The sequence below is a fragment of the Myxococcales bacterium genome, from assembly GCA_016703425.1.
Lineage (GTDB): Bacteria > Myxococcota_A > Polyangia > Polyangiales > Polyangiaceae > JADJCA01.
In genome coordinates this window covers 1,146,437-1,170,524 of sequence record JADJCA010000001.1, presented here as the reverse complement: position 1 = coordinate 1,170,524, position 24,088 = coordinate 1,146,437, and the positions used below count along the sequence as shown (strand labels likewise).

The window sequence follows — 24,088 nt, the reverse complement described above, 5'->3', positions numbered from 1 at the left end:
GACCATGCTGGCAGGTCGCATTGGACCCCGCGCCTTTGGGGCGGGACTCGCTTCCGTGCTCGCCGTCGTGGCGGTGTCGTGCGGAGGCGATGACGGCGACGCCCCCGGCGTCTCCGGTTCTGAAGCCGACGGGAGTGGGAGCCCTTTGGGCGACGCCGCGACGTCCACCGATGGCGCCTCGACGAGCGAGGTCTCCTCGTCGGTGGACGCCACGCCTCAGGGCGACGCGACGACGATTCCCGACGCGACGCTCCCCGATGCCGCAGACGCCGCGCCCGCGGGCCCTTGCGTGGGCAGCTCCGGCTGTGCCGCATCCACCGTGTGCTCCCAAGCGACGGGTGCTTGTGTTGCGAAGCAAGGGGCTATCTGCTCGCCTGTCGCGGATGGCGGCGCGCCGTCGCTCGACGGCGGCGGTTCTGCCTGCGGGGGCATCCTTGGCTGCGGCGCTGGAGCCTGCGCGTACTCGTCCCTCGAGCTCGACACGAGCACGGGTGAATACGTCGGTCGCTTCGGGCGCTGCGCCGAAGCCTGCGACCCATGCAACGACAAGTGCAGCGCAGGCACGTGCGTCGCGCGCGTCGGGGGCGGGGGCTTCTGCGCGCTCGCCCCGCTCGCCGCGGAAGGCGCTTCGTGCGGCTCGCTTGGGGCGCTCAACGTATGCGCGGCCGGCCGGAGTTGCTCGCTGGGCCCGTCGGGCGCGGGGCCCGCGACGTGCGTTCGGGTTTGTCGGCCCAACGCGCCGGGGGCCCGGTCACTGGAGGGTCCCAACGCTGACGAGAGCTCCGACTGCGCCGCCAATGAGCTGTGTCGTTACGCCGCGTCGCCGGCCGACGGACGCGTCTGGCAATGCGACGCCGTGACGGCCGTTGGTACGGGCCAGGCTTGCAGCGCTCCTCTGGCCAAGTACTGCAAGTTTCCCGACACATGCTTCGGGCTCACGCGGACGTGCACGCCAACCGATTGCACCGTCGACCCTTGTCCCGGCGCCGTTGCGTGTCGAACCATCGATGGCAACAACGTCTGCGTCGCGCCGGGGACCGTCGGCAGCCTCGGCCGCTGCGTGGAGCAAGCGGATTGCCGGGCAGGGCTCACGTGCACCTTCACCCTTGGCGCGATGCGGTGCGCGTAGCAAGCGCCGGCGGGTCCTAGCAGGGCTCGCTTGACCGACGCGTGCGACGGTGAGAGCTTGACGTGAGCCGAGGCGCGAAGGCGTCCTGGGCGGGTAGCTCAGTGGCAGAGCGCTGGCCTTACAAGCCGGATGTCGCAGGTTCAATCCCTGTCCCGCCTACTAAAGTCTCTCTGCCCCATCGGTGCCGATAGAACACTGAAGAAGAGAGCCGTCGTCGACGGCGCGCGCCATTGGGGCGGCCGGGCGCAGCTTGCCGCCGCGCCGCGCGAGGTCTAGAGCGCCGCCATGCACAAGTCGACGCAAGGCTCAGCGGTGCCCGGAGCGCTTCTCGGTCTCGTTCTCGCCCTGTCCACCCTCGGAGCTTGCGACGAGTCCATTTCCGCCACACCGGCGCCTCCGGCGCCGTCCACGGTCCCGAGCACGCCGCCCGATCCGCCTGCGACCCCGGGATGGCAAACGGTCGCCAAGGAGCTTCCCGAGGCGCTCCTCAGCGTGTCGGGCACCTCGAGCACCGACGTCTGGGCCGTCGGCGCCGACAAGTCGCCGACGGGGCCGCTCGTTCTGCACTACGACGGCAAGGCCTGGGCCTCGCTGAACTCGGGGCAACACGCGGACCTGTGGTGGGTGCACGCCTTGCCGGGCGGGCCGGTCTTCATGGCCGGCGCCGGGGGGATGGTCTTGCGGGTGAAGGACGGCGTCTTCGAGCGGATGAAGACGCCCGGCCTGGGCAAGGACACGGTCTTCGGCGTCTGGGCCGCCAGCGCGCAAGACGCTTACGCCGTCGGCGGCTGGTCCGGCCACAGCGGGTTCTTGTGGCACTTCGACGGCGCCGCCTGGAAGCCCGTTCGCCTCCCCGACGACATGCCACGTCTTGCCAACGGCGAGGTGCCCGGGCTCTTCAAAGTGTGGGGGAGCTCGGCGCAAGACGTCTGGGTCGTTGGTGGCGCGGGCGCCGTGCTCCGGGGCAACGCAGCGGCCGGCTTCAAGGTGGTGCCCACGGCCACCAAGGAGACCCTCTTCACGATCCACGGCGCGAGCGACGGCCTCGTCGCCACCGTCGGTGGCGGCAGCAACGGCGTCATCCTCGAGCAGAACGGCGCGGCAGGCGGCCTTGGCGACGCATCACCGGTTGGCGCGCCGCTCATCCAGGGCGTGTTTCTCATGGGCAAGGGCCTCGGCTATGCCAGCGGTGAGCGGGGTCTCGTCTACGGGCGGCAAGGCGATCGATGGAGCCTGCTCGAACACGGACAGTCGCTCGGCGTGCAGTCGTTGCATTCTGCATGGGTTGACGAGACGGGCCGGCTTTGGTCCGTCGGTGGGAACGTGCTTTCGCCATCGCTCGACAAGGGCGCCATTTTGACCTTCGGTGCGCCCGTCGCGAGCTACGCGCCGGCATTGCCGGTCACCGACGGCGGCAGTGGCGACGCCCCCGCGTCGGTCACGTGTCCGCCGGCCACGGTGGCCGCCGCGCAAGACAAGTCGGTGGCTCGCCAATGGGACGAGCAGATCCTCGCCTCGATTCGGCGTGACTTGCCTCGACCGCCCGTCCACGCGCGCAACCTCTTTCACATGTCGGCGGCCATGTGGGACGCCTGGGCCAGCTACGACGCGACCGCCGACGGCGTCTTCGTCACGGAGAAGAACACGTCGGCCGATACGGAAGCGGCGCGCCGAGAGGCCGTGAGCTACGCCGCATACCGCATCTTGTCGAAGCGTTATGCGGCCGCCGTCGGCGGCGCCATTTCGCTGGCTTGCTACGACGCGGTGCTCAAGCGCCTCGGCTACGATCCCGCCGTCACCACCACGGTGGGCACGACGCCGAGCGCCGTGGGCAATCGCATCGCCGCCGCCATCCTCGCGTCGGCCGCAAACGACGGGGCCAACGAAGGTGCCAACTACGCCGACCCTGGCTACGTGGCCCTGAATCCGGCCCTCGTCATGGACCAGATCGGCACGCCGCTGGCCACGAACCCGGAGCTTTGGCAGCCCCTCAACCTTGCCGTTGCGGCCACGCAGAACGGCATCGTCCTTCCGGCCGGTGTGCAGACCTATATCGGCTCGCAGTGGGGACTCGTCACGCCCTTCGCGCTCAAGAAGGTCAACGCGAGCGACCCGTGGCACGATCCGGGCCCCATGCCGAAGATGGGCGCGTCGATGCGCGACTGGGTCAAGGATGTCCTGACCCGTGCGTCGGAGCTCGATCCCGGCTCGGGCAAGACCGTCGACATCTCACCGGGCGCGTTTGGCAACAACGGGCTCGGTGCCGATGATGGAACAGGTCACGCCACCAACCCGGTGACGGGCCTGCCCTATGCGGCCAACGTCGTCTTGCTCGCCGACTTCGGTCGATCGCTCGCCGAGTTTTGGGCCGATGGTCCGAAGTCTGAGACGCCCCCGGGCCACTGGAACACGCTCGCCAACTACGTGGCCGACGCCCCCGGCTTCTCACGCAAGTTCGAGGGCGCCGGCTCCACGCTCGACGCATTCGAGTGGGACGTGAAGATCTATCTCGCCTTGAACGGCGCGCTCCACGACGCGGCGTGTACGGCGTGGGACATCAAGCGTCGCTACCAGGCGGGGCGACCCACGACCTACGTCCGATACATGGGGGGCAAAGGGCAAGCGACGGATCTTGCGTCGCCGGCCTTTAGCACCGACGGCCTGCCGCTCGTGCCGGGCCTCATCGAGGTCATCACCCGAGAGAGCTCGGCAGCGGGGCAACGGCACGAACACTTGCACTTGTACGTGGGACAAATCGCCGTTCGCTCCTGGCGAAGTGAGCCGGGCGATCGGGCCGGTGAGCTGGGCGGCGTCGGATGGATCCGCGCCGTCGAGTGGTTCCCCTATCAGCGGCGCAACTTCGTCACGCCGCCCTTTCCCGGCTTCATTTCCGGCCACAGCACTTACAGCCGCAGCGCCGCCGAGGTTCTGGCGGCGCTGACGGGTAGCGCCTTCTTTCCCGGGGGGCTTGGCGAATACACGATTTCGCCTGGCTTCCTGAGCTTCGAGAAGGGCCCCACCGTGCCCATCAAGCTTCAGTGGGCCACGTATTACGACGCCGCCGACCAAGCGGGGCAGTCACGCATCTGGGGTGGCATCCACATCGTGCCCGACGACTACCAAGGGCGCGTCCTGGGAAGCCTCGTGGGCAAGGGCGCCACGGCGCTCGCGAAGAAGCATTTCGACGGCTCGGCGCGCTAGCGTGGCCCGTCGCGTTGACGAGCGATCCGTCGACGCGACCGAACGCGCCTAGCGAGCGGCTCATCCGCGAAGGCTCGTCCTTTGCTAACCGCCGCCGTACTCTTCCGGGCATGAGAGTCACGCTCCGCCCGCGTCGTTCCGCCGTCCTTGTCGCGCTCCTCGTTGGCGCGGTGGCTCCCGCCGCGGCGTGCGGCGGCTCCGGCGCCGACGCGGTCATCGCGCCTGCCGACGACGCCGCCGCCGCGACCGACGGCGCGAGCAGCTCCGACGCGACTGTCACGACGAGCGACGGTGCGGTGGTTACCGACGCGGCGTCCACGGACGCGGCCCTGGCCGACTCGACCGCGATGGATGCCGGCGTGGTCGACGCGACGGTGCTAGGCGATGGCGGGGCCGACGGCGCGAGTGTGGTCGATGGCGGCACCGATGCGCGGCCTCCACGCGACACGGGACGCGACGGCGCCGTGGTGACCGATGCCGACGCCTGCCCGCCGGCGCCCACGGGCACCAATCGCCACGTCTACGTCGACTCCACGGCCAATCCGGCTGTCGCCAATGGGTCGGAGGTGTGCCCCTTCCGCCAGATCACGGACGCCGTCAATCAGACGACGCCACCGGGCGTCGGCCAGACGCTGACGATTCACGTCTGGGGTGAGGCGCCGGGGACGCAATACCAAGAGCCGAACGGCGTCACGCTCCCGCAGCGGACGACGCTCACGACGCAATGGGGCGGAGCGCCGGCCGACCCGAGCGTCGTCGTTCTTCGGTCCATTGGTGCCACGGCGCACGGCGGTGTCGTCCTCGTGCCCAACGCGTCGGTCCTCGAGGGCGTCACCGTCGATCCGACGGCCAGCTCGGCGCAGCACGGCGTCGTGCTCGCTGCCCTCACGGTGACAGCTCTGGCGCCGCCTATCGTGCGCAAGGTCTTGGCGTGGAAGGCGCCTCAGTCGGGCGTCTGGGTGCAGAACAAGGGCACGCTCGGTCCGGGGCTCGTCGCTCGCGAGAACGGCACCGGTGTGCGCATCGATGGCGCCGCGACGATCGCCGGCCCCGACACCCACATCGACAAGAACTCGGGCAACGGCCTCGAGATTGCGGGCTTGGCGGGTGGCACCACCGAGGTCACGGAAGCGACGGCTTCCGAAAACGGCAACCACGGCGTATCGCTAAGCGGCGCTGGCGCCTGCACGTTCACCAAGCTGACCGCCTCGAAGAACGGCGGACTGGGCCTCGGCGCGAACGGCGGCGCGACGCTGTCGTTGACCGCGAGCAACAGCGCCTTCGATGACAACGGTTGGAGCGGCGTCCTCGCCTATCCCGTCGGAGCCTCGGGGATCGGACCGGCGCTCGCGTTCGACGATGTTTCCGCCTCACGGAACGCCGTCGACGGGCTGCGCCTTAAGACGCACCAGGCGGTGAAGCTCGGCAAGATCGTGGCCGAAGGCAACGCCACCTCGCCGGGCGCGGAGGTTGGCGGCGCGGGCCTCTTCCTCGACGGCACCGGCACGTATTTCGTTCGCGAGGGGCGCTTCCTCGGCAACACCGTCGGCGTCTTGGTCGTGGGTCAACCGGGAAGCTTGAGCCTCGGCGAACCCAACTTCGGCGAAGCAGGCGACCTAGGCGGCAATGTTTTCGCTCGTGCGGTGCCTGGCAACAACGCGAAGGCGGGCATCTGCTACTTGGCGAGCCCGAAGAGCGCCTCGATCACGGCGCGCGGCAACGCGTGGTCGTCCTGCCCACCCGCGCAGACGGCCATCGCGAAGACCTCGGGCTTTCCGAAAGAGTGTTACAGCCCCGCGAGCTATGCAGACATCACGTTTCAACCGGCGGGCAACGGCGCCTCGTACGACGCCCCGCTCGACACCGGCTCCACCACGCCCGCTTGCACCGTGGGAAACTGAAGGGACGGCAAACGCCGGCGCCCGCGAGCTCAGTCCGCGTAGCCGAACTCGCCGAGCTCTTGGAACTGGTGATCGAAGATCGCGATCGAGCCCCAGTTGCCATAGGAGCGGCCGGAGGCCTCGATGGCGTAGCCGAAGCGCACGCCGCGCTTCTCGACCGCGTAGACCTCCGGCTGGGAGCCGCCGTTCGCGTACGAATGGCTCGCCAAGGGTCGGTAAGCATCAAGCGCCCGGCGAAGGACTTCGCCCGTCAGTTCGTCGACGAGCCGCACGGGCTTGCGGGAAAATCCGGCTCGGACCGTCGCCCACGTGCCGCCCTGCGTGCGTTCGAACATGAACGCGAGTTTCTCTTCCTGACCGAGACGATTGAACTCGGTCAGCGGATCGACACCGGCGGAGGTCTCGGTTAGCTCGCCATCGAACGTGTAGTAGGTGACGCCGCTCTCGTACTCCTTGAGCACATCGGCCTTTCGCCGACCTACTGGCGTGATGTCACCCTTCGAGAAGGTGACCGCGATGTCTCCCTGCTCGTAGCGCTCCGAGTCGGGGCAGCTCTCCATGTCGCGGACCAGCCCGTAACGCTTGTTGCCAACGCGCACGAAAGTGACGCACGCGTCGCCGACCTCGTAAGGGTCGAACTCTCCCACCACCATCTTCTCAACGGTGCCTGCGATGCGACACCGAGCGTCTGCCGAGCCCCTGCACTGGGCCCGCGTGAGGGCCTCCTCAGATTCGGCGGTGCTGTCCGAGTTCGGCGCGCCGGCGCAACCGATGAGGGCGGACCCGACGATGAGCAGCGAGAGCTTGGCGACCAGCTTCATGGAAAACCTCGACGAATCGGTGTGTGGACGGAGGTGGTTGTGTGTGGGTGAAAGCGAAGGAGCTGGATAGCACTCCGCCTCTCGCCGGCCAGTCAGAACCGCGAGGCATCGCAAAACGCCCGCCGCAGATCCGGGAATTTCAAGGGGAAGGAAAACGGGAAGGGCTCGCAGGGTGCCCGCGTAGCTCTTGAGGTGAAGTCTCGGACGTTCGTGCTGTGCCTGGCAGTTGGGCTCTGGGGGGTCGCCGCTTCGCCACTCGCCTGTGGCGGCGCGCCAAACGATGCCCCTGACGGCGGTCTTGGCACCGATGCGCCCGATGCGTCGAAGTTAGCCCTTCCGGATGCGCCTTCGAGTGGCGATGCAGGGACGGCCGGCGATGCAGGGACGGCCGGCGATGCAGGGACGGCTGGCGATGCGGGGCGCGAGCAGGGACGGCCGGCGATGCAGGACGGCCAGCGATGCAGGGACGGCCGGCGATGCAGGGACGGCTGGCGATGCAGGGACGGCCGGCGATGCAGGGACGGCTGGCGATGCAGGGACGGCTGGCGATGCAGGGACGGCCAGCGATGCAGGGACGGCCGGCGATGCAGGGACGGCCGGCGATGCAGGGACGGTGGTGACTGATCCGTTCGACCCAGCGAGTTGCACAGGCGCGCCCCTCTCTCCGGCGGCTGCGCTCGCCACGCTGGGCGGCTCGCCGTACGCGAAGCTCGCCGACGCGACGTTGCAGTGGCGCCGACGGACCTGCACCGGTAGCACGCCGGCAACGTGCGGCCCATGGATGCCGCCGGTCCCGTACACGCAGTCGTTCATCACGTACTCCGGTGGCGCGGCGACCGACACCACGGTGCTTACCATCGCCACGCACCTCGTGCTCTTCTCCGACCTGGGCGCGCCGCGGCTCTCCGTGCGCCACGTGACGTCGTTCGCTCACGCGGCCGCGGACAACAAGAAAGGTATCGTCTTCGAGTTCGAAGCCGATCCCATGGTCCGCCCGTACCCCGTGATCTTTGCGTGGGACGACGCCCCGAAGCCCTACCACTACCAGGACCTCTCGGCGTTCGTGGGCGACGGGAGTCAGGCCACGTTGACGGTACGCGAGCACTGCGCGCGCTACGCGGGGGCCTACGGCGTCGGCGCGGAAATCGTCGGCCTCTACCGCTGGTGAGCTGCCGGTCGCAGGCCCGCGCCATCCGTCGTCTCCCGCGGGTGTACCGACGCCGAGCCGCAGAGGTCGACCCGATCCAGGGTGGCTTCCTGGCGACAGTCATGTCGCCGCGCCGCCGCGTCTCCGGGCAGCGCCCGTACGGTAGTCCGGGCCTTTAGCCGTTGGCGCATCGCGTGCAGCGCCGCGAACCGTGTCGAAGACCAGCTTCTCCCCCGGTACGGTCATCACCAGCGCATGGCTCAACGACGTCGACGCGCGCGTTAACAAGCACGTCATCAACGTGGCTCATGCGCCCTACAACGCCGTCGGCGGTGACGGCACCGATCAAACCGCCGCCCTCCAGCGAGCCTTCGACGCCGCCAGAGCCCAATCCGGTCGGGAAGTCTGTGTGGAGATTCCTGCCGGCAACTACAACATCCGAACGCTTAACCTGGTCGGTTGCGACAACGTCACGATTGTCTGCCTCGGCTACGTGGTCTTCTCGGGCACGTCGACCGTGGATGCGGCGATGATCAGCATCGAGGGTACGGAGCGGGACTCGACGAGCGGCCTGACGATTGTCGGAACATTGTCGCTGCAGGCGGGGACCGATCGATACCGAGCAGGCCTCTACGCTCGTTGGCTCGTGAACAGCGAGATCAGGATCGTCGTGTCGGGAGCCTTCAGCGTGGCGTCGGTCGACGTTGATGTGTGCTTCAACAACAACTTCGCCTGGGTCTGGGCGACCAACGACACGGCCAACGCCGCCTGCATTCTGTGCGGCCAAGACAACGTCAACATCAACCAGTGGCGCGTCCGCTGCTCCGGCCGCGGCCCCGACAAGGGGCAGGTCGGCATGGTCGTGAGCGGCTCCGGCAACCAGGTCTTCGGTGACTTCAGCTACCTCGGGACGGGCCTCCAGCTCGCCGCCGCGCGCGGGTGCAACCTGACGGCTTACATGGAGCTCGTCGGGACGGGCGTCGCGGTCTCGGGCATCAATCGCGCCGTGAACATCATGGGCGGTACGTACGAGGTCGCCAGCAACAGCGCGGCCTTCGATTTTTCCGGTGGGACAATGCAAGGCGCCAACGTGATCGGCGCGCGTATCGTGGGGACCGCCGGCGGGCAGAATCGAACGGCCTTCAAGCTCGGCAGCGCGAGCTACTTCACGAATCTCGTGGGGTACGACATCGAACACATCGAGGCTCTCTACACGGGGGTCTTGAGGGGAAACACGGGGGGCGGCGTCGAGCAGTTCATCGGCGCGACGCACCACGACGCGAACGGTGTGGTGCGCTTCTTGGGGGCCACCGCGGCGAAGGACGCCAGCACCACTGTGACAGGAGCCGCGGTCGTCGCGACCGACGCGAGCGTCGCCGACCATCGCTACGTTTACGTCGCAACGGGTGCCGACTTCACCATCGCCGCGCCGGTGCGGCCGACCCAGTGGCAACGACTCACGTTTCGAATCGTCAACGCGACCGGCGCCGCGCTGGGCACCATCGATTGGGCCCCGGCTTTTCGCCTCGCGCCGTTCACCAACCCAGCGGCCGGACACTCGCGCTGCATCACCTTCCGCTACGAAGGCTCGCGGTGGCTCGAGGAGTCGCGGACCATGATGGACGTGCCCAATTGAGACCCAGGATGCCCGCGCGCCGCTCGCTCATGCTCCCGAAGGCCCCCGCGGGACGAGGCTCCGTGCCGGGGTCTCCGGCGATGGCCACGACGACGGCGGTCACGATGTCGCGTCGCGGCGTCTTGGGGTCGCTGGTCTCGCTTTCGCTGGCGACTCTCGTGGGCGGCTGCGCCGTTGACTCATCCGACACCTCGCGTAGCGCCTTCGAAGGCGTAAACGTGGCGCGCGCCGATGAGGCTCAGGCCGACGTCCACGGCGCTGGCTAGTCGCACGACGCACGTTCGCGGGGGTCGACGCACTGCGCCCGCCTTTCGCGCAGCCTCGTCGGGATAAAAACGATGGTGTTTTCTTGACGTGATCAGAAGGTCTCGCCCCGAGCAATAACGGAGCGGCGGGCCCATAGCCCGCGCCTCGGGTACGCGCCGCGCTCGTCAGCGCTGCGCCGCTCGAAGGGTTACCCATCCGCCTTGGACGCGCCCGATTCGTGGCAGTCCTAGGAAAGAAGGTCCGCACCATGAGTCGACCCCGCGCTTTTTTCGCCGCCGCCCTCTTCGCGCTGCCTGCGTGCAGCTCTCCCGACGGCGCGTCCCTCGACTCGGCCTCCCTCGAGCTGGAGTCGGTGCAGAGTGAGCTGCTCGGCGCCCCCATCGACACGAGCCACAAGTTCTCCGTAGGTGTTTGCGGCGGTGGCCTTACCGACACGGGCCATTGTGCGGCATCGCGGTGCACCGGCACGCTCGTCGCCCCAAACGTCGTCTTGACCGCGCAGCACTGCCTCTACGAGATCGCCTACGGTGACACCTGGTGCGGGTCGACCTTCACCGCCGCGCGCCTCTCGCCGGAGCCCGTCCAAATCACCACCAGCGAATCGGGGGCCGTCGGGACGCCCAAGTGGTACGCGGTTCAGGAGATCGTCGTTCCCGGCACGGCGCTCTGTCGCGACGATCTGGCGCTGCTCGTGCTCCAAGAGCGCGTGCCCCGGTCCGAAGCGGCGCCGGTCGGGATCGCGCTCGACCGTGACCTCGTCGCGCGGCCGCCGGCGGAGCTTGCGATCGTGGGGCGCGGCGGCGTGGCCGAGGCCCTCGATCTCGAGACCTGGGAGTCGACCTTCGACAGCGGCGACTTTCGCCGCCGCGTCCTCGAGCACGTGCCCTTCGTATGTGCCTCTGGCGAGAGCGGTCCCGGTTGCGACGTCGTTGACTTCTCGTCGCCGCCGAGCAACGTGTTCACGGCGCCCTCGTCGTACTTCGTGATCGGGGCGGCTGTCGCCGGCGGCGACTCGGGCTCCGCGGTCTTCGAGCAGCGCCACTTCGGTCACCACGGCCGGGTCCTCGGCGTCGTGAGCGCGGGCACGTGGGACGGCGCCGGTCGTCCCAACTTCGGCCTCGTGACTCGCGTCGACATTCACGCCGACTTTCTTCGCCGCACCCTGTCGCGCGCGAAACAAAGCCGCGGGCGTTGCGGTACGCGATAGGCGCTTCATGAGGTCTTTCTCGGGTGTCGCCATCGATTCGTTCCGATTTCACACGCGTGGAGCGACCGGCGCCGACACGGCGGCGCTGTTCAGCTACAGCGAGGCGCCGACGGTGTTGGGGGCCATCTCGAAGAAGCTGCACCACACGCTCGGCCTCACCAACGACGCACACCTCGTGACTGGCGGTTCGCTCCACGCGCTCGCCACCTTCGACGCGGACGCCAGGCGTGACGTCGCCTACGACGTGATCGGCGTCCGAAAGTTCGGGGACGGTGAGGCGCTCCTCGTCTCGGCCGTCGTGCACGGCCCCGAGGGCGTCGTGGCGTGGACGCCGGATCTCGACGTGACGGCGCCCGGCAAGCCGCTCGACGTGGCTCACTACCGAAGGCTCCCGGGCGGACAGTTCTCGCTGGCGCCGCTCGGGCGCGAGCTCAGGTCGGAGATCATGAGCCTCGCGCGGAGGTTCGCGCCGACGATGCGTACGCGCGTCGTGTCCATGGCCCGGTCGAACGACTCCTGACCGCCCGGCGAGAGCGGTTGCGCGTCCTTGAGAGAGGGGAGGCCCCGGTCTCGTTTCGGGCGGCGCGAACGAAGGGCGGAGCTACACTGCGCCACCGCATGCGCAAACCGGCGCCTCTTTTGCCCCTGACCGTCGAGGTCCTCCGCGAGAAGGCGCTCGCGGCGCTCGCTCGGCGCGCGCTCACGAAGCGCGACCTCACGGTGGTTCTCACACGGGCCGTCGACGCGTGGGGCCGACGCGCCATCCGCGCATCGCTTGAGGAGGCCACGGTGAAGGCCTCGATGGAGCGTGCCCGCGAAGCAATCCCCGCCATCGTCGACCGCTTCGTGGAGGTCAAGCTCGTCGATGACGCGGCCTTCGCCAGCGCGCGCACCAAGCGCCTTTCTCGGGCCGGTCGCTCGCGTCGGGCCATCGAGCAACACCTCGGGGCTCACGGCATCGACGGTGCAACAGCTCGTGACACCGTGCGGCGCGACGCAGGGGACGAACTTCGGGCGGCGCTCGTGCTCGCGCGGAAGAAACGGCTCGGTCCGTTTCGTCGCGAAGGCGAGGATCGCAAGGGGCGCTCGCCGCAGGAGACTGGTCAGAAGGAGCTCGCTTCGCTGGCTCGTGCGGGCTTCGACTTCGAAACGGCGGCGCGCGCGCTCCGGATGCCGCGCGAGCGCGCCCTAGAGCTCCTCGAGGGGCGCGGCGAGTTCGACTAGCGCGCTGCCCAGGAGGCGCACGCGCTCGCATGTTGATGCCGTTCGGCGACGAAGGGCTTGCCAAGGCGGAGGCGGTCGGGTCAAGTGCCGCGCATCAAACGTTGGACGCTTCCGCTGTTGGGCACGCTCGTCCTCGTGGCGGGCATCGCCTCCTGTGATGGCCATGACATCACGCGCGAGGACGTGTGCGACGAAGCCGCCATCGCCGCGGCGAGTCGCGTTTACGAGTGCACCGGCAACATCGACGACTCCAACGCCGCCCACGACAGCCTTCGAGCGCGGCCGTGCATCGCGTCGGAGGCACCCGCCGACCGGCTCCAACCCAAGCCCGGCGAGGGCCTCGACTTCAGCTGTCCCCGCGAGACCCTCGCGGTCTCCTGCGGCGCCGTAGCCGCCGCACCGCGAAGTCCTGAGCGCTGGACACCGGCGTCTTGTCGACGCGTCTTCGAAGGCGCCGGGAACCTGAGCGACGCAGGCCTCGACGGGAGGTCGCCGTGAAGCGCCTCGCGCTTGCAGCGGCTTGCCTCCTCGCCCTCGTCGCGGGCGAGGGCTTGGCGCGCGCGGAAGGCATCGGGAGCGACGGCGATCGCGCCCTCGTGGCCGGCCTGCCGCGCTACAACGTCGCGATCAAAGCCGGCGAGACCAACGCGAACGCCTTTGGTGCCATCGCGGCTTTCGAGCGACACATCCTGCCGACGCTCAACCGCAAAGATCCTGTCGGCGGGGTGTTCGCCTTCGAGCTCAACCTCATCCGTGACGTGACCCGCGGCATCGGCACGTGCGGCATCTCGACGCCCGATCTCTGCCCCACCGGCTACCAGCTCCACCACGTCAATGTGTCCGCTGGGAACCTGTCGCTCATGTTCCCATTCACCCCGCATTTTGGCGGGTTCTACACGTCCGCCTTCACGGCTGTTTATTCGTCTCCCTCGGGCATCGACGTGCGCGACGTCATGCTCCCGTTTCTCCCGGTGCTCGGCTACGCCTTTGGGCCGGTCCGCTTCTTTGGCAAGAACGCCTACGAATCCGTCGCCGGTGCTGTCATGCCGGGAACCGGCGCCGACGCTGTCATCGGCCTCTATTCACGCAGCGAGTACATCGCCGGCTTTGCCGGTTACGCCGCGACCCAGGGCGCCTTCGCCGACATCTCGAGCCCGAAGCTCGACACGTTCATCAGCTCGCTGCTCAGCGAGCGTTTTGCCGAACTCGCGTATCTCAAGGGCGGCCTACGAGAGTTTGACTACTTCGGCTCCGAGAAGCTTGCGAAGATCATTGGCAAGACGAACCTCTTCGGGCGACGTCTCGTCTACAACGTTCCCACGACGGCGCCGCTCAACAAGGACTTCGCGATCCCCGTTACGTCAGCGCATGTCGAGCAGCTCGACATCTTCGAACACTTTGACGTCCGCGTTGCCTACCGCATCGAGCCGGTGCCCGAGATTCAAGAGGCGCGCCTCGGCGCCAAGTACCGCTTCGCCGAAGAGAGCGACGCATCCACCTACGTCGGCGCTACCGCGGGCATGACAACGCTTCCGGCATTCTGGATGTACGGCGTCGGCGGAGGAAAGAAGGCCGCGGCGACCCTCGAGATGGGCGTCGAGTCCAAGGAACTCAAGGCGCGTGCGCAGCTTCGTTACAACGATCCAGAAGTGCTCATCGTTTTCCCTACGCGCAGGACGGCGTCAGCATCTTCCTCAGCGTCAACTTCGCCCCGAAGCCCTAAAGCCGCGCCTATTGGAGCGCCAGCCGCCCGAGGCGCGTCGTGCCGGAGTTGTAGGTTACATACAACTCGCCATCGAGCCCCTGCGCGAAGGAGCTGATGGTCGCGAGCGTTCCCGTCGGCGTCGGCACCTGAGAGAGCTGGATGACCGCCGGTGCGGAGAAGGTCCCGCTGCAGTTTCTCACCGCGCCCATGGCGCCCCCGGTGAAGTCCGCGAAGAAGTAGACGCCCGCGAGCGTGGGCATCGCCGTACCCCGGTACACGCGGCCGCCGATGACGGAGTTGTAGTCGGCGAACGGGCTGGTGCTGCCGCCTCGGCGGTCAACCGTCACGATGGGCGGCGTGTGGGGAGCCGGGCCGCCGAGCGTCTTGCCCGCGCAGGTCCCGCCAACCGACCCCTCGAAGGCCGGCCAGCCGAAGTTCTTCCCCGCGCCGTTGCCCAAAACAACCGAGATCTCTTCGTAGGCGTTTTGACCGACGTCACCGATGTACAGATCGTTGCCGTCGAAGTTCCATCGGAATGGGTTGCGAAGACCGTAGTGGTAGACGCGCGCGTCGCCGCCCGCCGCGAAGGGATTGCCGGCGGCGGCAAACGGCGCCGATGCGTTGACGTCGAGGCGAAGCATCTTGCCGAAGAGCGACGACGTGTTCTGGACGGCCCCCGATTGGTCGCTCTCGCAGCCGCCGCCGCCGTCGCCCGTCGCGACAAAGAGAAACCCGCCGGGCCCAAAGGCGATAGCGCCGCCGTTGTGGTTCGTGTCCGACGCCGGCAAGACCACGATGTCTTGAACTTTCGTCGGCAGCGCGACGTCCGCGTTGCCTGGATCGCGCGCGAACTCAACGACGGCGTCGGCGTTCTCCGGCGCGAAGCTGCCATTGGACGACGTCGCGGGCGTGCCCATCACGAAGAAGCGGCCGTTGTTGGCGTAGCTCGGGTGAAACGCGATGGAGAGCAGGCCCCGCTCGCCGAAGCCGTTGCCCATGGCCGCCCCGAGGTCGAGAAACGGTGTCGCCAGCGGCGTTCCGTTGCGCACGATGCGGACCATCCCGTTTTGTTCGACGAGGTACCAGTCGTTCGGTGAGCCCGGGGCCTGCGCCGCGAAATACGTGCTGCCGAAGGTCTGCGAAGACACGTCGAGGATCCTGAGTGCGGGAATGACCGGCGGCGTGCAGCCGGCATCCGCGACGGGAGCGTCGACCTTGGCGTCGAGCTTCGCGTCAGCCTTCGCGTCGGTCTTGGCGTCAGCGAGCGCGTCGGCACCGGCCGTCGCATCGGCCGTCGCATCGGGCGAGACGGTGCCATCGAGGTCGCTACCTCCATCGGTGCTGCCGCTCCCGCCCTCCGACGACGAGACAGAGCCGTCGGAGGTCGACTCGCCGACCGGGGAATTCCCGCCCTCGGGACCGAGCGCTTCGTCTTCGGCGCACGCACCCAACAGCGCGAGCGTGACGGACGTACCAATCGAAAGGGCGGCGCGGAGCTTCATGGGTACCTCGAAGGTGGACCTTAGCGCCCACGACCGCGCCGGTCCGGCGCAAAGGGCCTGGTTTCGATTTGGGCCCGCGGTCCGCCGCGTCTCCGTGCGTCTTCGTCAAAGTCTTCCAAAATGGCGCGAATTTGCGGCCGTTCGAAGCGCGGCTCCGCTGCTTGGTTGCGAGTAACGTGTCGTCATGGCGAAGGATGCATCGACCAAAGGCGAAGCGAAGGGGCGCTACGTGCTCTTGCTCCGCGGCATCAACGTGGGGGGGAGCAACAAGCTCGCGATGCGCGACCTGTCGCGGTTGTGCGAGCGCGCCGGCGCCACCAACGTGGTGACGTACATTCAGAGTGGCAACGTCGTGCTGTCGGCGCCGCCACCGACGGCCGAGGCGCTTCACCACCGGGTCGCGTCGCTCATCCACGAGGAGCTCGGCCTCACCGTGCCCGTCGTCGTGCGGACCGCGCGAGAGTTTGCTGCGGTGGCGAAGCGCCACGCTTGTGCGCCGCCGAGCTCGGAGGCAAAGGCGCTCTACGTCGCGTTCCTCGCCGCCGCCCCCAGCGCCGCGAACATTGCGCGCCTCGACCCGGCTCGCTCACCGGGCGACGTCTTCGCGCTCAAGGGGCGAGAGCTCTTCCTGTGTCTGGCCGCTGGCGCTGGCAAGACCAAGCTGACGAACGACTACTTCGAACGCACCTTGGGGACGACGTCGACGATTCGGAATTGGAACACCGTTCAGAAGCTCGCGGCGTTGGTCACTCGCGACGGCTAGGCCGGGCGCACGCGCGCGAAGGCGAGCACGTGGCCGTCGGGATCGGCGCTGTAGGCCGCGTCGTGCCCCCAGTCGCGCGGCAAGAGCTCGCTGAGCTCCCGTGCGCCGGCGGCGAGCGCGCGCCGGTGGAACTCGGCCGGTTCGGAGACGATGAGGTAGAGCTCGGCGCGCGCCGGCCTGGACGTCGACGTCGCGTCAGGGGTAGGGAAGTCGAGCGCCGCTCCCAAGAGTCGCTTCGCGCCCGACTCGGGCATGAGACCAAGGACGGCGTCGCCCAGCGTGAACTCCGTCATGCCGGGGGCGACGAGCGTTGGCTCACGTTCGAGCGCCTGGCGATAGAACCGTGTGCTCGCTTCCTGGTCGCGGACGTAGAGGATGAAGTGAACCTTCACGGCCATCGAGGCTATCGCAAATTCGCCGTTCGCCGCGCTCGCCGGCAAGCAGGCCGTGAGGCACCCGTGGCCCAGGTCCGCGAGGCGAGGCGGAGCATCAAGCGCCCACTGCCCGGTGAGAGCAGGGGTGTTGTCTCCGCAACGGCTCTGCGATCACGGCGCGCTTCGCCACCGAGACGGCCGCTGCGCGATGGCCTTGGCTTTGGCGCAAAGGCTGCTCGACCTCGCCCATGCTGAGACCGAAGCCACTCGTCGCCGTCGCCGTGTCGCTCTGGTGTTCGTCGGCCGTGGCGCAACCGCGATGGCCCTTCGAGTTCGACGTCAACGTGGGCGTCGACCCGGCGGGACTGAAGACAGAGATCGCGGCCGGCAACGCTCGACTACCGCTGCTCGATACGAGCACGCTTGCGCCGCATCAATCGGCTGCCGTGACGCTTTGGATGTGGCCCGACGTTGACCGGCTCATGACATCGGCGTCGGCGGCTGGCCCGTCGGCGATGCCTTGGCCCGACGGCACGGGTTGCGCGGCGCACGCGGCCTTCGCCTTATCCTTGAACGTCGCCTCGGGCGCGCCCGCGAGCTGCAGCGATGCGCTCGCAAACGTCCGGGAGGCGCTCCTTGACCGGGAGGCTTGCCGGGAGGTCGCCGAGCCGGAGCGCTTCGTCCTGGGGGCGAAGCCCGCGGCCGTGGACCTCGCGAGCACGAGCTCCCTCGAAGGTCTCGTCGGTCTTTGCGGCGAGGCGCTGAGCCATCACCCGTTGCCGACGGGCCTCGTCGCGCCTCAGTTCGTCGACACGCTGCGTACCGTCCTCCTCAAGATTCGTGCGGCGCGCCTCCTTCAGCGCATCGATGAAGCCGAGGGGCGCTACACCTCGGCCAGCCTCTCGTTCGACCAGAAGAGCGCCTGTTTCGACGGAGCGGCGCTCGCGAGCGCGAAGGCGAAGCTCGCGACACTCACGACGGAGCTCGCCGGCGCGCGCGCTCGCCTCGCGAAGGTCGAGGCCGACGGTGTCTCTGCCCGAACAAGCGAGGAGCGCTGCCTCGCGGCGCGAGGCCGCACGCGGAAGGGCCCACTGCCTTTCCCGTCGCTCACGCGCGAAGAGCGCCTCTTCGTAGCCTTCTGGCTCGGAGGTATCTATTGGCGCATGCGGGGCGGTGGCCTCATCCCGCTCGGGTCGACGCAACAGGCCCGCTTCTTCTTCTTGCAGCAGCCGTTCGCGCGCATCGGCGAACTCTCCGGGACCACCGACGGCGCCGACGCCGCGTTTCAGCTCTACCTGGCCGTCTTCGAAGGCTGGGGACAATGGATGGACATGGGCACGACGCCCGGCGGCGGCGACAAGTACGCCGATCTCGTGGGCATGACCGGGCGAGGGGAGCGACAAGTGAAGGCAGCGGCGCAGCTCCTTCAATCGCGCGGCTACGATCCCCGGGCCCTTCAAGCGGGGGGACTGCAGATGGGCCCGTGTTACTTCCGAGCCTTCGAGGAGCTCCCGGCGTTCCGCTATGCGCCGAACGCCACCACACCGTACGGTCCCTTCATCGAAGGCCCCACCGCGGTCGGCGAGTTCTGCTCCGGCGCGTCCATCGGCGTCGGCCTCACGCGGACGCTGCTCGACGGTGTTCCGTCCGGCAGCCCGGCGGCGCCGCTCTGCGTCGGGCAACAATGTGGCGACGACGGATGTGGCGGCTCATGCGGCGTGTGCGCCGCGGGCTCCTCCTGCGAGCAAGGCTCGTGCGTCACGCCTCCACCAGCGCCGTCGCCGCCGGCGAGCACGAGCACGGTGCCGCAGCCGAGCGCGCCCGCGGATGGTGGCGTGGCCGTCGACGCTGCCCCTAACGGTGGAGCCTGCGCTTGTTCGGTGCCCACGTCACACCACGCAAGACGAGCCCCTTGGTTCGAGGGGCTCGTTCTTGGGCTCGCGGGGCTTTGGCGCCGCCGCAGGCCAGGACGCGGCGCGTGATTACTTCTTGTCGTCGCCAGCGGCGATGGGCGTCGCCTTCTTTTGGAGCGCGAAGAAGCAGCTCGGGGCGAAGCTCTTGTTGCCGTCGGCATCGCGCGCCTCCGGCGTGAATTCGCCCGGCTTGTCGACGAGGTAGGCCATGCCGAGGTAGATCCCGCGCTCCTTATCGACCAGTCGCGCCGTGTCGTAGACCTGCCGAATGATCTTCTCGTCGAGCTTGATCAACGACGAGAGGCCCGTCTCGGCGGCTTTGTAGTCGAGCACGATGAAGTTCCGGTCCTTGTCGTGGAAGTACTTGGCCTCGGCCGAGCGCTTGGTGTCGGCGTTGATGTCTTTCTCCGTAACGTCGATGTAGTTGAGCACGTCGCCCATGGCAGCTCCCGCCGTGCGGGTGAAGAGCTTGCCGTGCCAGATCGCCTTGGCGATGCCGTTGTTGGCGGTGTCGGAGAGCTTGAGCGCATCGAAGAGAGCCTCGGCGCCACCGACCTCGCGCACCCCGCGCGGTAGCTCCTTGCTGCTGATGTTGCGCATGACCTCTTTGCGGCAGAGCGGAACGCCGTCGTAGGGCCCGTCGGGCATTCCAAACTCTCGAATGAGCGCGTGAGCTCGCTCGCTCTCGAAGAGCGAAAGAAGGCTGCACGCTTCGAGCTTCTTGAACCCGTCGAGGCTCGTGGGCATGTCGGGCGCTGCGCACGCCGCAATGCCGACCGGATGAGTGGCTGACGCTTCAAGGGCGCCCGCGCTCTCCTCATCGGAGGAGCCTTGGCCCCCACAGGCGACGAGCGCCGACAGACCGGCGAGGGCGAAGGTGGCAGTAGACGCGGCGAAGATGGTGCGGAGTGATTTCATCGTTAGGCCTCGTGCGGACCCTGGAGCACAATGTGTGCCCAGGGGCCCGACGGGGAACCACCGCAGTTTCAGCCCCCCTGAACGGCCGATGGGCGGTCCATGATCCATGGATGGGCGCGCGAGGCGACGGATTTTCGGGGCCACGTGAATGCTCACGCCTCGGGCCCAGTCTCCGTTAGGGCCGTCCGTCGGTCTGCGATCTCGGCATCACTCGGGGGGGCAGCGCACGTCTTTGAATCGAGCCAACGCCCGCTCCATCGTCTGGTCGTCCGCGTCGCCAGGGACGACGCGGAGCCCGTGCGTGAGGAGCCCACGCGCCTTAAGGAGGAAGAGCGAAACGCCGCCCTGTGCCAGTTCGGGGTCTGCGTACCGTTGGAATATCGAGAAGTTGGTCTGTAGAGCGCCCGTGGAACCGGAGTCGTCGAAGAGCAGATTGGAACGGCCCGCGACGCCCTCTGGGATGTGGCACCCCACGCAGAGGGGCACGATCACCGGGCGCCAGACCTCGGCCTCGAAGGCGGTTCGTTCGGGGCACGGGTCCGTCTTCTCGAAACACGCCCCAGACAACGCGGAAGCCGCGACGAGGACAACGACTTGGCAATGTGGCGAAAGTCCTCTGGAGGGCCTTATCATTGAAAAATTCGCCGCGAACGACTTGCCGATGCCCGATCGTCGTGTCCTACTGGGCCACCTTGGCGGGGGCTGGTTGTCGTGTGCTCGCGCCCGTCGAGACAAGCTCTCCAAGTCTCGCTCGTAACTCGCAACCCGTAACCACCGAGCCAACCATAATGAAGATTAGCCGCTCCTCGAGTGCATCGACCATTCTTCTCCTCGCCCTGACCGCATCGGGCTTCGTCGCCTGTTCGACCGCCGAGGAGGAAACGACCGAGGATGAGCTTGGTGGCATCGAGTTCGTGTCTTGCCAGGACGAGTTCCACAAGGCGCCGCTCTATCCGGACAACGGCAAGTACGCCGTTCTTCCGAAGAACGCGCTCCTCCCGAACGGGCTCGACGCCGCGGCCCTCGACCGGATGAAGACCGAGAACCCGGCGAAATACGAGAGCATCATGCGCGGCCGCTGCACCTGGATTCAGGACACGGCCGGCACCGAGCGCCTCTACCGCGCGCTCACCATCAAGACGGAGGGCGTCTTCGACATCCTCCTCACGATGGACACCAACCCGCGCAAGTACGAGAGCTCGAAGAAGGCCAACAAGTTCAAGACCATGTCGCGCGACCAGCGCTGGGGCGCCATCGGCGTCATGAACGAGCCGGGTTGCCGCGAAGGCGATGTCGACCAATACGGCCTAAAGCTCGACGTGTGCCCCCACGACCCGATGTCTGCCGGCGTCGTCGGCATCCGCAAGATGCGAAACCCGAACTTCAACGCGCAGGTCTGGAAGGACAAGGGCGGGCTCGCGGGCTACATCGAGGACCGGACCATCGAGCCGCCGTACCTCATCGGTGCGACGTGTGGCTCGTGCCACGTCTCGCACAACCCGAACAACCCGCCCGCCGATCCGAAGGCCCCCAAGTGGGAGAACCTCGACGCGCACATCGGCAACCAATACATCCATGAGGGCGCGTTCTTCGGCATCAACATCGCCGAAGACGACCTCCGCAGCCAGGTGATGCTCTCGCAGCAGCGCGGAACGTCCGACACGTCCCGCATCGCCACGGACCACATCAACAACCCCAACACCATCAACGCCATCTTCAACCTCGGCGGACGCGCGACGTTCTCCGAGGTTCAGAACGACGGCTCGACGGCGACCGTGCACCACGTCCTGAAAGACGGCGCCGACTCGGTGGGGATCGAGCTCGCGATGATGCGCGTCCACACGAACATCGGCATGTGCTCGGAGCAATGGCTCCCGCGCCACGACGCCCTGCTCGGCAAGAAGCCGCAGGCGCCGCTGAGCATCGCGGAGATGCAGGCGAATTGCCCCGAGTTCCCGGGCATGCGCAAGAAGATGGCCGATCAGGCGGCCTTCCTCTCCCAGTCCAAGCCGTTCAAGCTCCCCGCGCAATACCTCGGCGATCCGGCGAAGATCGCCAGCGGCGCCAAGGCCTTCGCCAAGGCCTGCGCGACCTGTCACTCGAGCATCCAGCCGGAAGGCAAGGGGGCGTTCGATCAGACGACCGGTGGCTGGACCATGACCGACGAGCAGATCGGCCAGTTCTTCCTCTCGAAGGTCGTCGACGCATCGGGCAAGCCCGATCCGAAGTTCCTCGAGAACAACTACCTCGCGGACGACGTTCGCTACCCGGTCGGGTATCTCGGCACGAACATCGCGCGCGCCGTCGCCACCAACGCGCTCGGCCCCGACGACACCAACCCCGAAGGTCACATCTGGGCCGAGTACTCGTCGTCGACGTACAAGAACCAGCAGCACTTCCCGCAGAAGATCACCATCAAGAACCCGTACGCCGGTCAGGCCGGCGCCGCCTCTTCGGCCAAGGACGTGGAGCACACCTTCCGTCCGGGTACCGGCTTCTACCGCACGCCGCCGCTCACGAGCATCTGGACTTCCGCGCCGTTCTTGCACAACAACTCGCTCGGAAAGTACAACGGCGACCCGTCGTTCAACGGCCGACTCGACGCCTTCAAGGACGCTGTCACGCAGCTCCTCTTCCCGGCGACGCGTCAGAACGTCGTCAAGCTGACGGACCGCGACAGCAAGCTCGAGCTCACCGACGCCGCGTACAACATCTTCTTGCCCTCGCTTCACATCAAGAAGGGCACGCCGATCAACTCGTTCGCGCACACCGATCCGCGCAGCAAGGTCACCCAGGCCAAGATGGGCGCGATCACCGTCGCGAGCGAGCTTGACCGTCTCGACGTCGGCGACGATCGCACCTGGAAGATGTTCGAACTCGGTGGGGCGCCCGACCTCGTCGAGAATCGCGGCCACGTCTTCGGAAGCGAGCAGGATCCGAGCACGTACCGACGCCTGAGCGACGTGGAGCGCCAGGATCTCATCGAGTACCTGAAGACGCTCTGACCTAACTCGACCGAACGCAGCGAACGCGACGGCCTCGGCCGCCGCGTTCGTCGCATTTTGTGGTTGTCGATTTCTTGTGGGCCGGTGCTGCCTGACCGGCGCGCCGTGCTACGCATGCGTCGCCACAGCCATTCTTGGGGGATCATGCGAAAGATTGCGATGACGGGCCTCGCGCTAGCGTGGGCGGCCGTTCACTGCGGCGGCACCAGCTTAATGGACGGCTCGCCGACGGCCGGCTGCACCAAGGACACCGATTGCAAGGGCACCCGCGTGTGTCGGGCCAGTCAGTGCGTGGATGAGACCGGCGACGCTGGCGGTCTTCCGCCCAGCGGCGATGCGGCCGGTATCGGTCCCGACGCCGTCAGCATCGGGACCGACGGCGCGCCCCCCGACCCACTCGCGAGCTGCGGAACGCTGGCGTTCGACGTGGCCGTGAAGCGGGAGCCTGTCGTGATGGAGATCGTCCTCGACGGCTCGGGCAGCATGGACTCCGACAACAAGTGGACTGCCGCCGTGGCGGGCCTGACGGCGTTCTTCGACGAAGTGCTGGCCGCCGCAGCTCCCGATCTCGCCGTCGGCCTCATCGTGTACGAGGATCAGAACGACCCAACGAACGGCATCGGCCCGTACCCGAGCGTCAAGGACCTCTATCCGGCCGTGGTCACCGCGCAGGTCCATCAAGCGCTCACCAAACGCTTGACCGACTCCGCGGCGAGCGGCGGCACGCCGACGTTCCTCGCGCTGAGCGGAGCGCACGCGCTCCTCAAGAACTACGTGCCCGCGGGGGCCCTCGCGGGCGCTCGCAAGGCTGCCGTGCTCATCTCCGACGGGGTGCCGAACGGAGGCGCCGCAGAACAGGCGCAATGCGTGACGGCAGCCAAGGACGCGCTCGCGCTGACGGCCCCGGCGGGACCGATCTTGACGTTCTCCGCAGGTGTTGGCCCATTCCCCGGGACCGCTTTCTCCTACGACCCTGGCTTCATGGGGGATCTCGCCGTGGCTGGCGGCACGCGAGCTTCGCCGCAATGCAACCCGCGCGCTACAAACGTGGCGGACGTCTGTCACATGCAGATCACGCCGTTGGGTGCCACGGCCGCGGTGCTCAAGCTGGAGTTCTCGAAAGCCGTTCGCCGCGCGCGATCGAGCGTGGTCGGCTGCGAGCAGGTGATCACCGGTACCGGCTACGATCCGGCGCGCTCGAAGGTTTCGGTGAAGGACACCGCCGGTCAGGTGACCGAGCTGCCACGTGGCGGTGCCGACGGTTGGGAGTTCGATGACGACACGGCGCCGACCAAGGTGATCTTCAATGGGACGTCGTGCGCAACCGCGGTCGACGCGGCAGAGCTCCTCCTGCGCGCGTGCCCCGAGTAGTTAA

The 24,088-nt window shown here is 67.8% G+C and carries 20 protein-coding genes, 1 tRNA gene and 1 pseudogene; 17 read left to right on the top strand and 5 right to left on the bottom strand.

The annotated features are described in order from the left end of the window. Positions 1 to 4: 4 nt before the first annotated feature. The 4 genes from IPG50_05075 to IPG50_05060 all read left to right on the top strand — a co-directional run bounded on the left by IPG50_05075 (position 5) and on the right by IPG50_05060 (position 6,231). A complete protein-coding gene (locus IPG50_05075) occupies positions 5 to 1,129 on the top strand; it encodes a hypothetical protein (GenBank protein MBK6691561.1) in 1,125 nt (374 codons plus the stop codon). 87 nt (positions 1,130 to 1,216) lie between these two features. Further along, positions 1,217 to 1,288: transfer RNA gene (locus IPG50_05070), tRNA-Val, on the top strand. 126 nt (positions 1,289 to 1,414) lie between these two features. Continuing rightward, positions 1,415 to 4,330: a vanadium-dependent haloperoxidase gene (locus IPG50_05065; GenBank protein ID MBK6691560.1), complete on the top strand. Its 2,916-nt coding sequence runs from the start codon at positions 1,415 to 1,417 to the stop codon at positions 4,328 to 4,330. Between the two features lie 110 nt (positions 4,331 to 4,440). Further along, on the top strand, positions 4,441 to 6,231 hold the full coding sequence (locus IPG50_05060) for a hypothetical protein (GenBank protein ID MBK6691559.1): 1,791 nt from the start codon (positions 4,441 to 4,443) through the stop codon (positions 6,229 to 6,231). A 29-nt stretch (positions 6,232 to 6,260) separates the two neighbouring features. On the opposite strand, the gene IPG50_05055 is transcribed toward IPG50_05060, so the two are convergent. Further along, positions 6,261 to 7,052, bottom strand: a complete 792-nt coding sequence (locus IPG50_05055) for a hypothetical protein (GenBank protein MBK6691558.1) — start codon at positions 7,050 to 7,052, stop codon at positions 6,261 to 6,263. Between the two features lie 66 nt (positions 7,053 to 7,118). Between IPG50_05055 and IPG50_05050 the strand changes: the two are divergent. The 9 genes and pseudogenes from IPG50_05050 to IPG50_05010 all read left to right on the top strand — a co-directional run bounded on the left by IPG50_05050 (position 7,119) and on the right by IPG50_05010 (position 14,353). Next, positions 7,119 to 7,665, top strand: a pseudogene (locus IPG50_05050) (hypothetical protein). Between the two features lie 3 nt (positions 7,666 to 7,668). Further along, complete coding sequence (locus IPG50_05045) at positions 7,669 to 8,220, top strand: hypothetical protein (GenBank protein MBK6691557.1); 552 nt, start codon at positions 7,669 to 7,671, stop codon at positions 8,218 to 8,220. Between the two features lie 190 nt (positions 8,221 to 8,410). Continuing rightward, positions 8,411 to 9,835, top strand: coding sequence for a hypothetical protein (locus tag IPG50_05040; GenBank protein ID MBK6691556.1), 1,425 nt, complete (start codon positions 8,411 to 8,413; stop codon positions 9,833 to 9,835). 8 nt (positions 9,836 to 9,843) lie between these two features. After that, the gene (locus IPG50_05035) at positions 9,844 to 10,101 is read left to right on the top strand and encodes a hypothetical protein (GenBank protein MBK6691555.1); all 258 of its coding nucleotides are present in this window, start codon (positions 9,844 to 9,846) and stop codon (positions 10,099 to 10,101) included. 248 nt (positions 10,102 to 10,349) lie between these two features. Further along, complete coding sequence (locus tag IPG50_05030; GenBank protein ID MBK6691554.1) at positions 10,350 to 11,309, top strand: trypsin-like serine protease; 960 nt, start codon at positions 10,350 to 10,352, stop codon at positions 11,307 to 11,309. Between the two features lie 7 nt (positions 11,310 to 11,316). Further along, positions 11,317 to 11,829: a hypothetical protein gene (locus tag IPG50_05025; protein MBK6691553.1), complete on the top strand. Its 513-nt coding sequence runs from the start codon at positions 11,317 to 11,319 to the stop codon at positions 11,827 to 11,829. Between the two features lie 98 nt (positions 11,830 to 11,927). Further along, the gene (locus tag IPG50_05020) at positions 11,928 to 12,533 is read left to right on the top strand and encodes a RecX family transcriptional regulator (GenBank protein MBK6691552.1); all 606 of its coding nucleotides are present in this window, start codon (positions 11,928 to 11,930) and stop codon (positions 12,531 to 12,533) included. A gap of 84 nt (positions 12,534 to 12,617) precedes the next feature. After that, positions 12,618 to 13,031: a hypothetical protein gene (locus tag IPG50_05015; GenBank protein ID MBK6691551.1), complete on the top strand. Its 414-nt coding sequence runs from the start codon at positions 12,618 to 12,620 to the stop codon at positions 13,029 to 13,031. After that, positions 13,028 to 14,353, top strand: coding sequence for a hypothetical protein (locus IPG50_05010; GenBank protein ID MBK6691550.1), 1,326 nt, complete (start codon positions 13,028 to 13,030; stop codon positions 14,351 to 14,353). The genes IPG50_05015 and IPG50_05010 overlap by 4 nt, the downstream gene beginning before the upstream one ends. Here IPG50_05010 and IPG50_05005 read toward each other — a convergent pair. Further along, positions 14,265 to 15,740 carry a PQQ-dependent sugar dehydrogenase gene (locus IPG50_05005; protein MBK6691549.1) on the bottom strand — a complete coding sequence of 492 codons (1,476 nt, stop codon included), beginning with the start codon at positions 15,738 to 15,740 and terminating at the stop codon, positions 14,265 to 14,267. The genes IPG50_05010 and IPG50_05005 overlap by 89 nt on opposite strands. Positions 15,741 to 15,924: 184 nt before the next feature. On the opposite strand from IPG50_05005, the gene IPG50_05000 reads away from it, so the two are divergent. Continuing rightward, the gene (locus IPG50_05000; GenBank protein MBK6691548.1) at positions 15,925 to 16,503 is read left to right on the top strand and encodes a DUF1697 domain-containing protein; all 579 of its coding nucleotides are present in this window, start codon (positions 15,925 to 15,927) and stop codon (positions 16,501 to 16,503) included. On the opposite strand, the gene IPG50_04995 is transcribed toward IPG50_05000, so the two are convergent. After that, on the bottom strand, positions 16,500 to 16,895 hold the full coding sequence (locus IPG50_04995) for a VOC family protein (GenBank protein MBK6691547.1): 396 nt from the start codon (positions 16,893 to 16,895) through the stop codon (positions 16,500 to 16,502). The two genes, IPG50_05000 and IPG50_04995, sit on opposite strands and share 4 nt — an antisense overlap. Before the next feature lie 230 nt (positions 16,896 to 17,125). Here IPG50_04995 and IPG50_04990 point away from each other — a divergent pair, with 230 nt between their 5' ends. After that, positions 17,126 to 18,859 carry a hypothetical protein gene (locus IPG50_04990; protein MBK6691546.1) on the top strand — a complete coding sequence of 578 codons (1,734 nt, stop codon included), beginning with the start codon at positions 17,126 to 17,128 and terminating at the stop codon, positions 18,857 to 18,859. Here the strand turns inward: IPG50_04990 and IPG50_04985 are convergent, their stop codons facing one another. Beyond that, positions 18,860 to 19,708: a hypothetical protein gene (locus IPG50_04985; protein ID MBK6691545.1), complete on the bottom strand. Its 849-nt coding sequence runs from the start codon at positions 19,706 to 19,708 to the stop codon at positions 18,860 to 18,862. 207 nt (positions 19,709 to 19,915) lie between these two features. Further along, the gene (locus IPG50_04980) at positions 19,916 to 20,200 is read right to left on the bottom strand and encodes a hypothetical protein (protein MBK6691544.1); all 285 of its coding nucleotides are present in this window, start codon (positions 20,198 to 20,200) and stop codon (positions 19,916 to 19,918) included. Positions 20,201 to 20,496: 296 nt separating this feature from the next. Between IPG50_04980 and IPG50_04975 the strand changes: the two genes are divergently transcribed. Further along, positions 20,497 to 22,713, top strand: a complete 2,217-nt coding sequence (locus IPG50_04975) for a hypothetical protein (protein MBK6691543.1) — start codon at positions 20,497 to 20,499, stop codon at positions 22,711 to 22,713. Positions 22,714 to 22,857: 144 nt separating this feature from the next. Beyond that, on the top strand, positions 22,858 to 24,084 hold the full coding sequence (locus IPG50_04970) for a VWA domain-containing protein (GenBank protein ID MBK6691542.1): 1,227 nt from the start codon (positions 22,858 to 22,860) through the stop codon (positions 24,082 to 24,084). The last annotated feature ends 4 nt before the right edge of the window (positions 24,085 to 24,088 follow it).